The sequence below is a fragment of the Streptomyces halobius genome (assembly GCF_023277745.1).
GTDB lineage: Bacteria > Actinomycetota > Actinomycetes > Streptomycetales > Streptomycetaceae > Streptomyces > Streptomyces halobius.
Window position 1 is genome coordinate 2,554,290 of sequence record NZ_CP086322.1, and the last position, 15,240, is coordinate 2,569,529.

General features: G+C 68.5%; 13 protein-coding genes and 1 pseudogene. 11 read left to right on the forward strand and 3 right to left on the reverse strand.

Annotated elements, in window-relative coordinates; all coding sequences use genetic code 11:
- The 8 genes from K9S39_RS11980 to K9S39_RS12020 all read left to right on the forward strand — a co-directional run bounded on the left by K9S39_RS11980 (window position 1) and on the right by K9S39_RS12020 (window position 9,097).
- Window positions 1–1,356 carry a sulfate adenylyltransferase subunit 1 gene (locus tag K9S39_RS11980; protein WP_248863333.1) on the forward strand — a complete coding sequence of 452 codons (1,356 nt, stop codon included), beginning with the start codon at window positions 1–3 and terminating at the stop codon, window positions 1,354–1,356.
- 214 nt (window positions 1,357–1,570) lie between these two features.
- The gene (locus K9S39_RS11990) at window positions 1,571–2,680 is read left to right on the forward strand and encodes an ABC transporter substrate-binding protein (RefSeq protein WP_248863334.1); all 1,110 of its coding nucleotides are present in this window, start codon (window positions 1,571–1,573) and stop codon (window positions 2,678–2,680) included.
- A 43-nt stretch (window positions 2,681–2,723) separates the two neighbouring features.
- A complete protein-coding gene (locus K9S39_RS11995) occupies window positions 2,724–3,548 on the forward strand; it encodes an ABC transporter ATP-binding protein (protein WP_248863335.1) in 825 nt (274 codons plus the stop codon).
- Window positions 3,535–4,503 carry an ABC transporter permease gene (locus K9S39_RS12000; protein WP_248863336.1) on the forward strand — a complete coding sequence of 323 codons (969 nt, stop codon included), beginning with the start codon at window positions 3,535–3,537 and terminating at the stop codon, window positions 4,501–4,503. The genes K9S39_RS11995 and K9S39_RS12000 overlap by 14 nt, the downstream gene beginning before the upstream one ends.
- Before the next feature lie 3 nt (window positions 4,504–4,506).
- Window positions 4,507–5,271 carry a sirohydrochlorin chelatase gene (locus K9S39_RS12005; RefSeq protein ID WP_248863337.1) on the forward strand — a complete coding sequence of 255 codons (765 nt, stop codon included), beginning with the start codon at window positions 4,507–4,509 and terminating at the stop codon, window positions 5,269–5,271.
- Between the two features lie 237 nt (window positions 5,272–5,508).
- Entirely contained in the window at window positions 5,509–6,678 is a 1,170-nt protein-coding gene (locus tag K9S39_RS12010; RefSeq protein ID WP_248863338.1) for a macrolide family glycosyltransferase, read from the forward strand.
- A gap of 521 nt (window positions 6,679–7,199) precedes the next feature.
- Window positions 7,200–7,913, forward strand: a complete 714-nt coding sequence (locus tag K9S39_RS12015; RefSeq protein WP_248863339.1) for a tRNA-dependent cyclodipeptide synthase — start codon at window positions 7,200–7,202, stop codon at window positions 7,911–7,913.
- Entirely contained in the window at window positions 7,910–9,097 is a 1,188-nt protein-coding gene (locus K9S39_RS12020) for a cytochrome P450 (RefSeq protein ID WP_248863340.1), read from the forward strand. The genes K9S39_RS12015 and K9S39_RS12020 overlap by 4 nt, the downstream gene beginning before the upstream one ends.
- A 191-nt stretch (window positions 9,098–9,288) precedes the next feature.
- Here K9S39_RS12020 and K9S39_RS12025 read toward each other — a convergent pair whose 3' ends face one another.
- The gene (locus K9S39_RS12025; protein WP_248863341.1) at window positions 9,289–10,404 is read right to left on the reverse strand and encodes a pyridoxal-phosphate dependent enzyme; all 1,116 of its coding nucleotides are present in this window, start codon (window positions 10,402–10,404) and stop codon (window positions 9,289–9,291) included.
- A 901-nt stretch (window positions 10,405–11,305) separates the two neighbouring features.
- Window positions 11,306–11,926, reverse strand: a complete 621-nt coding sequence (locus K9S39_RS12030) for a hypothetical protein (protein WP_248863342.1) — start codon at window positions 11,924–11,926, stop codon at window positions 11,306–11,308.
- A gap of 158 nt (window positions 11,927–12,084) precedes the next feature.
- Here K9S39_RS12030 and K9S39_RS12035 point away from each other — a divergent pair, with 158 nt between their 5' ends.
- Together K9S39_RS12035 and K9S39_RS12040 are read left to right on the forward strand one after the other, a co-directional pair.
- Complete coding sequence (locus K9S39_RS12035; protein ID WP_248863343.1) at window positions 12,085–12,456, forward strand: NUDIX domain-containing protein; 372 nt, start codon at window positions 12,085–12,087, stop codon at window positions 12,454–12,456.
- Window positions 12,457–12,463: 7 nt separating this feature from the next.
- Window positions 12,464–13,237, forward strand: coding sequence for a phosphotransferase family protein (locus K9S39_RS12040; RefSeq protein WP_248863344.1), 774 nt, complete (start codon window positions 12,464–12,466; stop codon window positions 13,235–13,237).
- A 225-nt stretch (window positions 13,238–13,462) separates the two neighbouring features.
- Here K9S39_RS12040 and K9S39_RS12045 read toward each other — a convergent pair.
- A pseudogene (locus K9S39_RS12045) lies at window positions 13,463–13,821 on the reverse strand (hypothetical protein); the annotation flags it as partial.
- A 1,098-nt stretch (window positions 13,822–14,919) separates the two neighbouring features.
- Here K9S39_RS12045 and K9S39_RS12050 point away from each other — a divergent pair.
- Window positions 14,920–15,138: an MbtH family protein gene (locus K9S39_RS12050; protein ID WP_248863345.1), complete on the forward strand. Its 219-nt coding sequence runs from the start codon at window positions 14,920–14,922 to the stop codon at window positions 15,136–15,138.
- Window positions 15,139–15,240: the final 102 nt, after the last annotated feature.

The window sequence follows — 15,240 nt, forward strand, 5'->3', positions numbered from 1 at the left end:
ATGAGCACCACCAATGCTGTTGAGGGCATCGTGGACGCGGGTGCCACCTCGCTGCTGCGTTTCGCCACCGCCGGCTCCGTCGACGACGGCAAGTCGACCCTGGTCGGCCGGCTGCTGCACGACTCCAAGTCGGTGCTCGCCGACCAGCTGGAGGCCGTCGAACACGCCTCCCGCAACCGCGGGCAGGAGGCACCCGACCTGGCACTGCTGACCGACGGGCTGCGCGCCGAGCGCGAGCAGGGCATCACCATCGACGTCGCCTACCGCTACTTCGCCACACCGCGACGCCGGTTCATCCTCGCCGACACCCCCGGGCATGTGCAGTACACCCGCAACATGGTCACCGGCGCCTCCACCGCCGAGCTGGCCGTGGTACTGGTGGACGCCCGTAACGGCGTGGTCGAGCAGACCCGCCGGCACGCCGCGGTCGCCGCCCTCCTCCGCGTCCCCCATGTCGTCCTCGCCGTCAACAAGATGGACCTCGTCGACTACGCGGAGCCCGTCTTCGCCGCGATCGCCGAGGAGTTCACCACCTACGCGGCCTCCCTGGGCGTCCCGGAGATCACCGCCATCCCGATCTCGGCGCTGGCCGGCGACAACGTCGTGACGCCGTCCCCCAACATGGACTGGTACGGCGGTCCGACCGTGCTGGAGCACCTGGAGACGGTGCCGGTCGTCGCCGATCCGTCGGACGACCCCGGCCGTTTCCCGGTCCAGTACGTCATCCGCCCGCAGACCGCTCAGCACCCCGACTACCGCGGCTACGCGGGCCAGATCGCCTCCGGCGTGCTGCGCGTCGGCGACGCCGTCACCGTGCTGCCCTCCGGCCGCACCAGCACCATCGAGGCGATCGACGCACTCGGCCAGGGCGTGGACGTCGCCTGGGCGCCGCAGTCGGTGACGGTCCGGCTCGCCGACGACGTCGACATCTCCCGCGGCGATCTCATCGCCCCGACCGCTTCGGCGCCGGCCACGTCGCAGGACATCGAGGCGACCATCTGCCATGTGGCGGACCGCCCGCTCACCGTCGGCCAGCGGGTGCTGCTCAAGCACACCACCCGCACGGTCAAGGCGATCGTCAAGGAGATCCCGTCCCGGCTGACGCTGGACGATCTCTCGCAGCACCCGGAGCCCGGCGAACTGGTCGCCAACGACATCGGCCGGATCACGCTCCGCACCGCCGAGCCGCTGGCCCTGGACGCCTACGCGGCCTCCCGCCGCACCGGCTCCTTCCTGCTGATCGACCCGGCGGACGGTACGACGCTGACCGCGGGCATGGCGGGCACCGCCTTCGCGGAGGCGGCCGCGGACGCCACGCCGGCCACCGAGGCGGACGACGACGGATGGGACTTCTGAGCATGCTCAGCGACTTCTTCTCCACCTTCGCGAAGGAGGGCGGCCGGGTGGGCAGCGGCGCCCTCGGCAGCGGCCAGGGCGGAGTCGGCCGATGTGTGCGCTGATGACGCTCGGTTCCGTATGGCCCGTGCCCCCCTTCCGAAGACCGACTGAACCGCCGGGTGCGCCCTAGAGAGGCGCGCGCCGTCCCGGCCCTCCGAGAGGAAAACCTCCCGTGTCTGCCGTTCGCTTCCGCCTGTTGGCGGCCGCCGTCACCCTCCCCGTCCTGATAGCCGCACTGGGGGCCTGCGGCTATGGCTCCAAGGCCAAGAAGGACACCGCGGGCGGCGTCGCCCCCAAGGGCGCGAAGGTCGACGGACTCGACCAGGTCAGGATCGGGCTCTTCGGCAACACCACGCACGCCACCCCGCTGATCGGCCTCCAGAAGGGCTTCTTCCAGAAGGAACTGGGCGGCACCGAGGTCAAGCCCTCCGTCTTCAACGCGGGCCCCGCCGAAATCGAGGCCCTCAACTCGGGCGCCATCGACATCGGCTGGATCGGCCCCTCCCCCTCGATCAACGGCTTTGCCAAGTCGCACGGCAGGAGCCTGAAGATCATCTCGGGTTCGGCCTCCGGCGGAGTCTCGCTCGTGGTCAACCCCGAGAAGATCAAGAGCCTGGACGACCTCAAGGGCAAGACGATCGCGACCCCGCAGCTCGGCAACACCCAGGACGTGGCACTGCTGCACTACCTGGCCGGCCGGGGCTACAAGGTCGACGCCACCACCGGCACAGGCGAGGTCACCGTCCAGCGCACCGACAACAAGGTGATGCCGACCGCCTTCAAGCAGGGCAGCATCGACGCCGCCTGGGTCCCCGAACCCACCGCCTCCAAGCTCGTCGCCGCGGGCGGCAAGGCGCTGCTGGACGAGACGAAGCTGTGGAAGAACGGGAAGTTCGTCATCACGCACGTGATCGTCTCGCAGCAGTTCCTCAAGGAACACCCCAAGGCCGTCGAGGCGGTACTGCGCGGCTCGGTGAAGACCAACGCCTGGATCCGGTCCCGGCCGGCGGAGGCGCAGAACGCGCTCAACGACAAGCTCGCCGACTCGAAGATCGCGGGCCAGTCGCTGCCGCCCGATGTCATCGCCCCGGCGTTCAAGAACATCGAGGTCACCGATGACCCGCTGGCCGCGACCCTGCAGAAGCAGACGGACTACGCCGTCCAGGCCGGCCTGCTGGCGAAGCCCGACCTCAAGGGCATCTACGACCTCACGCTGCTGAACAAGGTGCTCAAGGCCGAGGGCAGACCGCAGGTCGACGACGCCGGCCTCGGCAGCGAGTGACCCCCGCCCCACCAGCACCGCAATTCCCCAGGAGGTGACACCGATGACGACGCCCACGCTCACCAAGCCCGCCACGGCGGACCCGGTCACGACCCGTCCGTACGCCGCTCGCATCGACCATGTCTCGAAGTCGTTCGGCCGTCCCGGCGCGCAGCAGCATGTGCTGGACAACATCAGCATCGATGTCGCACCGGGCGAATTCGTCTGCCTCCTGGGAGCCTCGGGCTGCGGCAAATCCACCCTGCTCAATCTCGTGGCAGGTCTCGACGCGCCGTCCGTCGGCACCATCCACACGCCCGGCGGCCGTCCGGCCCTGATGTTCCAGGAACACGCGCTGTTCCCGTGGCTGACCGCGGGCCGCAACGTCGAACTGGCACTGCGGCTGCGGGGGGTGCCGCGCGCGGAGCGCCGCGACGAGGCCGAGCGGCTGCTCGAACTCGTACGGCTCAAGGGCGCGTACGGCAAGCGGGTGCACGAACTGTCGGGCGGAATGCGCCAGCGCGTCGCGATGGCCCGCGCGCTCGCCCAGGACAGCCAACTGCTGCTGATGGACGAGCCGTTCGCCGCGCTCGACGCCATCACCCGGGACGTGCTGCACGACGAGCTGACCCGCATCTGGCAGGACGCGAACGCCGACGGCTCCGGCAATGGCGGCCTGTCGGTCCTCTTCGTCACCCATAACGTCCGCGAGGCCGTACGGCTGGCCCAGCGGGTGGTGCTGCTCTCCTCCCGTCCCGGCCGGATCGCCCGCGAGTGGCAGGTGGACATCCCGCAGCCGCGCCGCATCGAGGACGCCGCGGTCGCCGACCTGTCCATCGAGATCACCGAACAGCTGCGTGGGGAGATCCGCCGCCATGGCCAGCACTGAGACCAAGGCCCAGTCCGCCACCGGAAAGGCCGGGCAAGGCGCCGCCGGACGGGCCGATGACACAGCCGGTGCCACCACCGCCTCGGCAGGCGACACCTCCGGTGATCTCGCCGGTCTGGAGGCGGGCCTCGACGCGCTGGAATCCACCGTCGTCGCCCGGCAGCCCTGGCTGCGCACCGTCGCCGCAAAGGCGTTCCCTCCTCTCATCGCCATCGCGATCGTTCTCGCACTGTGGCAGCTCGCCTATCACTTCCAGCTCAAGCCGCACTACCTGCTGCCCAGCCCGGTCGACGTCGGCCGGTCGCTGCAGGACAAGTGGCTCGAAGGCACCCTGCTGAGCTTCGTGTGGACCAGCGTCTCCCGCGGCGCCCTCGGCTTCCTGGCCTCCGTCGCCCTCGGCACGGTGCTCGGGCTGATCGTCGCCCGGGTCAAGGTCATACGGGCCGCCGTCGGACCGATCCTCAGCGGTCTGCAGTCACTGCCCTCAGTGGCCTGGGTCCCGGCAGCGATCATCTGGTTCGGGCTGAGCGACGCCACGATCTACGCGGTGGTGCTGCTCGGCGCCGTCCCGTCCATCGCCAACGGGCTGGTGGCCGGCGTCGACCAGATCTCTCCCCTCTACTTGCGGGCGGGCCGCACCATCGGCGCGAGCGGTCTCTCCGGCGTCCGGCACGTTCTGCTGCCGGCCGCGCTGCCCGGCTACATCTCCGGACTCAAGCAGGGCTGGGCGTTCTCCTGGCGTTCCCTGATGGCCGCCGAACTCATCGTCAACGCGGCCGATCTGGGCACCGGCCTGGGCCAGCTCCTGGAACAGGGCCGTGAGCTCCAGGACATGTCCTGGGTGCTGTCCGCGATCCTGCTGATCCTGATCGTCGGTATCGGCATCGAGCTGCTGATCTTCGCCCCGATCGAGCGGCGCGTACTGCGCAGCCGCGGCCTCCTCATCAAGAGCTGACCCATGGACGCACGCCCCACTCTCCTCGTCATCGCCCACGGCAGCCGCGACCCACGGCACGCGGCGACCGTCTCCGCGCTCTGCGCACGGGTCCGGGCACTGCGCCCCGGGCTGCGTGTCGAGATCGGCTACCTCGACTTCAACGCGCCCAGCGTGCCCCGTGCGCTGGAGCGTCTGGCGGCCGAAGGCATGCGGGATGTGGTGGCCCTGCCTCTCCTCCTTACTCGCGCCTTCCACGCGAAGTCCGATATTCCGTCGGTACTGCGGGAGGCCGCGCTACGGCTGCCCCTGCTGACCGTCCACCAGGCCGAGGTGCTCGGCCCCTCCTCCCTCCTGACCGCCGCGCTGGAGCGCCGGCTGGAGGAAGCCGGGCTGCGGCCCGGCGACCGTCGCTCGACCGGGGTCGTCCTGGCCTCGGCGGGCTCCAGTGACCCGGAGGCGATCGCAGTGATCGCTGAAACCGCGCGGGAGTGGCGGCGCACCGCTGGTTGGTGTGCCGTGCGGCCTGCGTTCGCCTCCGCATCTCTGCCCCGTACGGCCGACGCCGTACGGGCCCTGCGAGCCGATGGCGTCGACCGGGTGGCCGTCGCCCCATACGTCGTCGCACCCGGCTTCCTCCCGGACCGCATCGCCACCGGCGCCCGGGAAGCCGGCGCCGACATCCTCGCCCCGGTGCTCGGCCCCGCCCCCGAACTGGCCCGCCTCCTGCTCCGCCGCTACGACGAGTCGGCCGAGGCCCGTCTGGATGTGTCTGCGCTGGCGGCCTGACGGGCCGAGGGGCTGATGGGGCGTCACTTTCCGCGCGGCAGGGCGCCCGTCGCGTCACAGCGCCGCCGCGGTCGCCGCCGCCGGAAATCCGCGCCTCTTGGCTGACGGTGTCCGGACTCTGCGCGCCGGGTCGTCTTGTTGCGCACTGCCGCGTTGCCCAGTCGCGCCCCTCAGCGTTTGCCTGCCGTAGACCTCTATCCAAGGAAGTCCGATATGCCCCTTCCATCCCATATTGCTATGATCAGCACGCCTATGGTCGGCCATGTGCTGCCCAGCCTGGAGATCATCCGTGAGCTCGTGGCCCGCGGCCATCGCGTGACGTACGCCAACGCCGACCACGTCGCCGAGCTGGTTACCCCCACCGGTGCCGAGCTGGTCCGCTTGACCTCCACACTGCCGGTCGCCGACAGCAACTGGCCACAGGATCCCATCGCCACCGCCTCCCTCTTCCTCGATGAGGCGATGGCCGTACTGCCGCAGCTGCACGCCGTGTACGACGACGACCCCGCCGACCTCTACCTCTACGACATCGGCGCGTACGCGGGCCGCGCGCTGGCCGAGGCGCAGGGCCGAGGCCTCGTCCAGCTGTCGCCGACGTATGTGGCCTGGGAGGGTGCCCAGGAGGAGATCCGTGCGGCGTTTGCCGGGCTGCCCGGAGGTTCCGCCCACCGAGCGCGGTTCGCCGCCTGGCTGGCCCGGTGCGGTGCGGTGACCACGAACGTGGAGGAGTTCACAGGTCGGCCGCGGCGGGTGCTGGCCTTGATCCCGCGCGCCATGCAGCCACATGCGGACCGGGTCGACACCGAGGCGGTGACGTTCGTCGGCCCGTGCTTCGGCGCCGGTGAGGAGCAGGGCGGCTGGATGCGGCCGGCCGGTGCGAAGAAGGTGCTGCTGGTGTCGCTGGGCGGCTCGACGTACCCCAGGCAGCGGGAGATCTACCAGCAGTGCGTGGCGGCCTTCGCGGATCTTCCGGGCTGGCATGTCGTGCTGCAGATCGACAGCGGCAGCGATCCGGACCGGCTGGGGGAACGGATTCCCCCCAACTTCGAAGTGCTGCCGTGGGTGCCACCGTCGACTCTCCTCGAGCAGGTGGACACATGGGTGACCCATACCGACATGGGCAGCAGTGGTGAGGGTTTGTACGCCGGTGTGCCGATGATCGCGGTACCGCACGGGGCCGAGCAGTGCCTCTACGCCGGCCGGCTCGTCGAACTGGGCGTCGCCCGTCGGATCGACACCGCGGACGTCACGGCGGCGGCGCTGCGTACGGCCCTGATGGAACTCATCGGCGATCCACAGGTCGCCGCGCGCTCGGCATGGCTGTGGGCCGAGGTGCGCACCGAGGGCGGCACCCGCCGGGCCGTGGATCTGATCGAGGAGCAGCTGGTGGAGGAGCGAGTGAGCTGATCTCGCCGGGCAGCAGGCACCGCGCCGGGCCGGCCAACCAGGCAGGCGCTCCCGTCGTAGGCAGGATGCCCCACCCCACTGCGATCACGGGTGAAGTCGGCCGGGGCGCGGTTCCGGTCTTTCGACCGTTCCGTTTCCCCGGAGCCGCTTCCCGAACCGGTCATACGACTTGGCACGCACCCGGCTCTCCACAAGCCCCGAGGGCTTCGTGGTGGTGTCCGCATCCCATGGCGTCCCGGGGAGTGGGAGTCACCAGGCCCGGTAGCGGTGGCGAGTGGTGCCTACCGTGATCGGGTTGAACAACTCCCTGTTCTCGCCGACCCACCAGGATCCGACGACCGCCGCGGGTCGGGCGCCCCCCGGTTGTGAACGCAATATGAACTCAACTAGGCGGCCTGACCTGGGAGTTACTTCCTGGTTCGACATCATCCGGAACCGACAATCGGGTAGGTTTTCGCTGTCGCCGCCACACCGGGAACACGGGGTTCCCAGGGACTAGCGGCACGTAGGGACATCGTCTCTTGACGACAGCGACCGAGATCTTTCACGTCCGTCCGTACACCCCGCACTGCCAAGTCATCACCGACGAAGGTGATCACGCCGTCATCGGCATCTCTCCGGGGAACTCCTACTTCACCCATCAGCGAGTGCTCAGCCTCGCCGCCTGGGGGTGGGAGAACTTCCGCCAGGTCGATCTCCTCTATACGGATCTGCATGTCGCCGACATGTATGAGGCGCTCGGTTATCCGGCCATCGAAGCCCAGCGCAAGGCCGTGAAGAACCTGCGCGGTGTACGGGCCAAGGTGACCGCCGCCGTTGCCGCGCTCGACCCGGACGGCACCAGGCTCCGCGGCCGCCCCATGTCCGCGCTGCTGGACATCCCCGCCTATCGGGTCATACGCAAGACCCTCGACCATCAGCTGTCCACCGACCCGGCGTTCCGCGATATCTGTGATCAGCTCGTGGGCCAGTTCCTCACCGGCAAGATTCTCGACGGGCAGCAGCCCACGGACCGTCAGCGTCAGGTCTGCCTCGACTACGTCTGTGCCGAAGCGCCGCTGTTCATCGACACCCCCGCAATCATGGGCGTCCCCTCATCGCTCAACTGCTACCACCAGGCATTGCCGATGGCCGATCTCCTGTACTCACGCGGGCATGGCCTGCGCGCCACACGCAACCAGGGCCACGCCGTGATAACCCCCGCCGGCACTATCACCGAAGGACACGACCAGTGACGACCGCCCCGCCCCTGATCGACTTCCCGTTCTCCCCGCGCGGCGACCGCCTCCCCCCGGAGATCGAGCGACTTCGCGCCACCCCGGTCACCCGGGTGCGCACCATCGCCGGGGATGAGGCGTGGCTCGTCTCCTCCTACGAGCTGTGCAAGCAGGTGCTCGAAGACCCCCGCTTCAGCCTCAAGGACACGTCCGCCCCTGGCGTTCCCCGGCAGTACGCGCTGACCATCCCGCCCGAGGTGGTCAACAACATGGGCAACATCACCGGCGCCGGTCTGCGCAAGGCCGTACTCAAGGCGATCAACCCCAAGGCCGGTGGCCTGACGGAGTGGATGACCGACCACGCCGCCCACCTGGTCGACGGCATCCTCGGCTACGGCCCGCCGGTCGACCTGCGCGGGCAGTTCGCCAGCCCCTACGCCGAGCACCTCCACTGCCACATCCTCGGCATCCCCCGCGATGACGCACCGCTGCTGGCGTCCAGTCTCGACATCGCGTTCATGAACTCGGCATGCCCCATCACCGGGGCGCGCCTGAACTGGGACCGCGACCTCGCGTATATGACGGGGCGGCTCAACGACCCCTCCACTGACGGGCTCATGGCCGAACTCGCCGCCTTCCGTGGTGACCCCGACTATGCGCACCTCACTGACGAGATGCTCGCCACCGTCGGCGTCACCATGTTCGGCGCCGGAGTCATCTCCACCATGGGCGCCTTGACCATGGCCGTGTTCACGCTCCTTCAGAACCCCGACGTCTGGGAGCTGTTGTGCGCGGATCCCGGCAAGATACCGGCCGCCGTGGATGAGCTGCTGCGTGTGAACCTGTCCATCGCCGACGGGCTGCCCCGCCTGGCCATGGACGACATGCAGCTCGGCGACACAGAGATCAGGAAGGGCGAACTCGTCCTCGTCCTGGTGGAGGCCGCCAACACCGACGAGAGCGTGTTCCCCGACCCGCACACCATCGACATCGACCGGCCCAACGCGGCCGCTCACCTCTCTTTCGGCTACGGCGGGCACTACTGCCCCGCCGTCCCGCTCGGAAGGAAGCACATCGAGATAGCGATCGAGGCCCTCACCACCCGCATGCCCGGCCTGCATCTGGCCGTCCCCGTCGACCAACTCGTCTGGCGCACCCGCTTTATGAAGCGCATCCCCGAGCGCCTGCCGATCGCCTGGTAGGACCAGAAGCGCCGGCGTAAGCTGGCGCCCAACCCAACACGATGACCCCGACCTGGGAGAGGTCGGGGCCATGGTGTTGGGGGAATCGCGGGCTCAGTGGAGGGCTGTCCGTTCGCTGGTGGTCGTGACCTCGTCGATGGGTTCGGATGCGTACCGGCGAAGGTCAGCCGCACCGCCGGCCTCAGGCGCCGTCAGGCCGCGTCGGCCAGAATGCGCTCGACCAGGGGCGTGGCGTCCTGGGCGGTCACCACATGCTCTGGGATGTACGGATCCGTCACGGGCCCCGATCCGCCGGTGTACACCGGAAGGACCCTGTTGCCCGCAGGGATGACGCCGTCGCTGATCGCTTCGAGCGCGCCGGCCAGCGAGTACAGGCCGGCGCGCTCCTGTGGCTGCCCGTCCGGGGTGTGGGTGACCATTATGCCGACGTCGGACAACATGGCGATGGCGTGCGGTTCCCACTTCAGGTAGTGACGGTTGGGTAGACAACGCACCGTGCCGTTGGTTCTGGTGCACACCTGCCGCATCTCGTCAATCAGGTCCGAGGACAGGGACTGGCGGAACAGGGTGGGTTCGAGCATCGCCGCCTCCGGGGCCGCAATGGCGCCGTCGAGCGCGCAGGCGTACGGGGTGACCGCCTCCTGCTGCACCCCGAGGAAGCGCGGTGCCACCCTCGGCACGGCGGGATCCGCCTCGGCCACTCCCCGGTAGAAGCCCAGTGGCCCGTAGGCGCTGGACACGGCCTGCACATGCCAGTCCCAACCATGGCCGATCGCCCGCGCCGCGTCCCGCAGGAAATACGCGCGCAGCTTGTTGCCCTCGAACTGGTCGTGCGCTCCCGGCAGGGCAGGAACGCCGACGGCGCACGTGGCCGCGTGCAGGATTTCCTTGATCTGCTTCTCGGGTGCCTGCACCTCGACGAAGTCCACCCGGGGATGTCGTGCCAGCCGGGGGTGGATCCGCCTACGGGACGCGGGAGGGTACAGCGCCACAAGCCGGATTCCGGTCCGGGAGGCGTAGGCGGCCAACGCGTTCGCGGTGTTGCCGGAGCTCTGTGCCGCCGCGGTGCGGTGACCGGCGGCCAGGGCACGGGCGACGGCGACGCAGGCGACCCAGTCCTTGAAGGTGCCGGTGGTGGACAAGGTGGACAGGTCCAGTACGTCGATGTCGACCTGGTGGAACGAGGGGAGCCGCAGGATCCTTGCTCCCTCGCGCAGGGAGGCGCGGCGCAGCGCGGCGGAGTCGATGCCGCTCAGATGCTCGGCGTAGCGCAGGACCACGCTCTGGTCCTCTCGGTAGAGCTCCATGGGTCACCGGGAGTCCTCTCCGCTCAGTTCCTGCTCGCCGATCCGGGACAGCAGGACGTCGTTGGGTGCGCCGACGATCGGCAGAGCCAGGGCATCGCGGTAGTGTCGGCCCAGGGCGGTCAGGGTCCCCGCGTAGGCGGCTCCTCCGCACAGGAGGGCGGCCGCGCGGACGAGTTCCGATCGGCGCGCCCGCCGGAAGCTGGTGCCAGTATTCGTACTCGTACAGTGATGGTGCCCGATGGACGCTCGAGTCCCGACTGGGGCGCCTTCTGCGCGACCTCGAAGACCTCGCGGCCGAAGCCGAACGCCGGCAACGGGAGAAGGAGCTCCGCGAGGCCGAGGAGCGGCGCCGTTGGTACGCGGCCGTTGCGCAGACACGCAAGCAGCAGGTCGAGCAGCACCGAGCGAAGGTCCTGCCCGAGCAGGCACGGGCGTGGCATCAGGCTGCGGACATCCGTTCCTTCTGCCACGCTGACCGAACACGGGCCGATGACGCCTCGATTCCGTGGGACGAGCTGGAATGGCTCCGATGGGCCGAGGCGAACGCAGCACAGCTCGATCCCCTTCGCAACCCGCTGCGGATCCCGCCGGATCCGCCGGCCAGCCGTGAGGCTCTGCGCGACCTATTGAGGTCGACATCTACGCCCCCTGGCCGTTTTGACGCCGAGGGTCGCTGGACGCGCTCCGAAGACAATCCGGCCGACCGGCACCCGTGATCCTGGCATCGCCCCCCACACAGCGCCTCCGCCCTGCCCATGGAGGACAGGGCCGAGGAACGTCTATGCGGCGATGTTCAACGGGACGTCCAGGCGCTCCCAGGCGCCAAGGACGGACTTGTGGGCGTCCGGTTGCAGGCGTAATGGTGTGCTCGGGTATTGGAACTCCCGGAATACCCCCGCTGTCAGGAGCTGTTCCGGCGGCTGACCTCAGCCGCGTAGGTGCCCCAGTCTCCGGCGACGGCCCGTTGCCATTTGACGGCGACGGTGATGCCGATGCCGAGGGTACGGGCGAAAACCGCGGCGGGCAGCTCGGTGGCGAGTTGGAACAGGGCAGTTGAGCGAGTCTCTGCGAGCCGGATGCCGAGTTTACGGAGACGTTCGCCCATGGCCCAGACGCTGATCGGTCGGCCGAGCTGACCTCCGGGGAAGAGCCAGGGTGAATCCGTCCGGGCGAGAGCGGCATGGCTGCGACGAACCGCGACTTGTTGAAGGGCCAGCTCAGCGACGGGGCCGGGCAAGTCGACGGGGACGTCGCCGAGCCGGAGGCGGACTACTCCGTCGGTCTCCTCGATGTGGTCGACGGTGAGCCGGAAGATCGCCGACTTGACCGAGCTGGCGGCGGTCGGGCTGCCGTCCGGCAGCGTGTCGAGCGCACGCATGGCCGCATTGACGTGCTTGGTGTCCCCCCAGGCCACTATGGGCAGGGAGTTGCGGCCGATCCACGACAGGATGGTGCGGAGCTCGGACGGCGCCTTGTCGCGCCGGAGCTTGTTGAAGGCGTACTCGCGCAGGGCCCGGCGCACCTGGACAGGCCGAAGCGGTCCGGGAGTTCGGTGCGCAGCAGGGCGAGTGTGACCTTGGTGAGGGCCTTGGCCGTGCTCTTGTGGTTGTTCGCCGAGATGCGCGGCCACTTCATGTCCGGCCATGTCCTCCTCATGCGCGCGAACTGGGACGACCAGGAGTGCTACTTCCTCCCCGCGGGGGCCAACATCCCGGGGAGAGTCTCGGCGACGCCGTCCGCCGCGAAGTCGACGAGGAAACCGGCCTGACCGTCACCGTCGAACGGCTGCTGTGGCTCCGCGAATACATCGGCGCCCACCACGACCACCCCGTACAAGAAGCCAACACCCACCGCATCGAAGCGATCTTCCTGTGCACCCCCACCACTGACCCCGGCCAACTCGGCGGCCACGCCCAGGACGAGGTTCAGACCGGTCTGGAATGGGTGCCGCTGGGCAAAGTTCCCACCCTCAACCTGCTGCCGCAGGCCATCCGTCACCCCATCGCCTCCCTCACCGAGGCGCCCGACAGCTACCTCGGCGACGTCGCCTGACAGCGCCATGAACGGCATAGACGGCCGCCTCCCACCCGAGGCCCGCGACATCACCACCGGCCAGGCCAACCGCGTCTGGTCGGTGGACGGACCAACGCCGTACATTCTCAAGCACTACGACGACCCGGCCCGCGCCGCAAACGAAGCCGCAGCTCTCCGCCTCCTGGCCACGCACCGCGCCCCAGCTCCACAGCTGCTCGCCGCGTCCCAGGGCAACACCCCGCCGTGGACCGCGCAGAACGCCATTTACGCAAAGCTGTGCCCGCAGATCAGTTCCTGGAGGAGCTTGCCGAACCCCTGGCTGCCGTCCACCGCATCCCTGGCACCCACTTCGGCCGCCTCGCTGGCGCCCGACGACACGGCGACTGGACCGACTACACCCACGACCAACTGCACGTGTACGCGACGGCCGCCCCGGCCCTGCTCGCCACGGCCCGATTGCTCCACCAGGAAGTCGATGTCAGGGGGCGCGGTCCAGCCAGTGCTGCTGCATCACGACCTGCAGCCGGGCCACCTCCTTCGCAAACCTGACGGTTCCCGACTGCTCATCGACTGGGAGCTGGCCATCTTCGGCGACGAGAAGTCCGACCTCGGACGCCTCGCCGTACGCCTCGGCCTCGACGACCCCACGCCCGTACTCGCGCTCGCCAACCGGCCGGGTCCCACTGCCGAGGGCAGGATCCAGCTGTACTGGCACATCCACCTGCTCGCCGACGCCGCGCTGAGCACAGACCCCGTCATACGAGAACGGGCAGCCGCGAGACTGTCGAGGAGACGGTAAGTACAGCGTCCCCGCCGCTATGACAAGCAGCTGCCACTCCGGCGTTGGGCGACGAGTACCTTGGCGCCCTCAGTGGCCTGTGCGGGACGTGCTGGGCGAATGCCTTCCCAAAAACCCACCGGCGGCTGCGGAATCCATCCCCAACCGGCCTCTCGGTGACTCTGCTCCGGGTGGTGGTTGCACGCATCCGGAAGATAAGCCACGCCATGCCCGAGGAAGCCGTGGCGGTCGTCTGACTCGCCCCCTGCGATCTGGAGCCCACGGCGGCACCGCCTGGATACGGGCGCTGGCGGCGCCCACCCGCGGGTCCACGGAACCGGTCATCGGGTGCGGCTTGTAGAGCAGCCGAACGTTGTCGTCGGCCAGCAGCTCCCGGACCATGTCTCGCCCGCCAGGATCACCGAGGTGCTGCCCAGGTTGCCGTCCCAGCCCTCCCAGGTCGGGGCGTACAGCACGGTGGTCAGACGGTCCTTCGGCGCACCCTGGTACGGCCGGATCGGGGACAACTGCGGGCGGCCGACCTCGACGACGTCCTTGTCCTCGACGCCGATGTCGGCGAGCTGGTAGCGGTCGCGGGCCACGGGGCTCGGCCACCGTCAATGCGCTGCGGATAGCCCACGGCTGAAGAATCTGTAGCACGGCTGCTCGTGCACAGCGATCGTCGTAGCGAGTACATCCTGGCCGAATTCCATGGCACGGCCATGTGTTGAAACTTCGACAGAGCACCAACACGACCGGCTCGTGTCTTACCAACATCGCCGCCGAGAACTTACGGCCATCCTCAAGGGGGAGGGCGGCACCGGATCTGGTCCGAGCCGACCACTGCTCGTGGCAAGGACTTCGCGTTCATCGAGAGCTTCTACAACCCGGCGCCGACTGCGCAAGCATGCCCTCTTCGAGAATCTCACACCCCATGAGTCGCGCCAGCGGCTCCGCAATCATACGTTTACGGCGCAGAAAACAAATGTTCAAGATCAAGCAAATACTTCGCTCGCATACCGCCGCGTCGAACCTGCCATCCGGGTAGGGCGAGTACTCCGCGTCGTCGGCAGTGAAGGCGACCCGCTCGGAAAACTCCGAGCGCCCGCCGTGCAGGGAAAACACCCCGTGAACCGGGTCTTACTAAGCTCCCGGCGCCCATCGGTCCCTTGCGCATGGCCCCCTCGATACCGACGCCCCATCAAGTCAGTCCACTCGGCGGGACAGCAGGTCGGTGAGCATTTGACTCCAATTGACGCCTCAGGTAGGAAGAAGGTGACCAAGAGGGGAAATTATGTACAGACTCGCGGGGGCGCGGATTCGCAGTCGCGGTATGCGCAATCACCAAACGACTAGCTGGCAAGCGAAGTCGGCTGAGGTAGTGCCGAGAGAAAGTGTGCTGCAGCCGACGGGCACGTGACGCCCGACGTGCAAGGCGGTTCACAGCCTCCCCATTCCTGGCATCCCATCATTCCGCCGCCTCTAGCAGTTCTTGCGCTGTTGGATGATCGCCCCTTGCAGTTTTCTGCCTGCACAGATTCAACCAGGGGTCGCGGCCTCCGGTAAGTCAGCAGTCGCTCCGGTCACGCGCCGCTTCTCTCGCGCGACTTCCTCGCTTATGCACTCGTCAGAATACCGATTCACGGAGCCAATATCACGATTCCGCGAAACGGTCATGCCTGATCCCTATGGAGGATGTTCTCATGTCAAATCCCTTCGAAAACAACGACGGCACGTACCTGGTTCTCGTGAACGAGGAGGGCCAGCACTCGATCTGGCCCAACTTCATCGACGTGCCCGCCGGTTGGTCCATTGCGCACGGCGAGGACAGCCGGGAGGCGTGCCTGGCGTATGTGGAACAGAACTGGAAGGACATCCGGCCGAACAGTTCGCTGCCGACGACTGAAACCTCCGGTGTCTAGGACGATCGGTGTCTAGGACGTCCGGTGTCTAGGACGTCCGGCGCCGAAGATCTCCGGCGTTCAGGCAAGGCAATACAGGATCTAGTCCGTTGGGGCAATGTA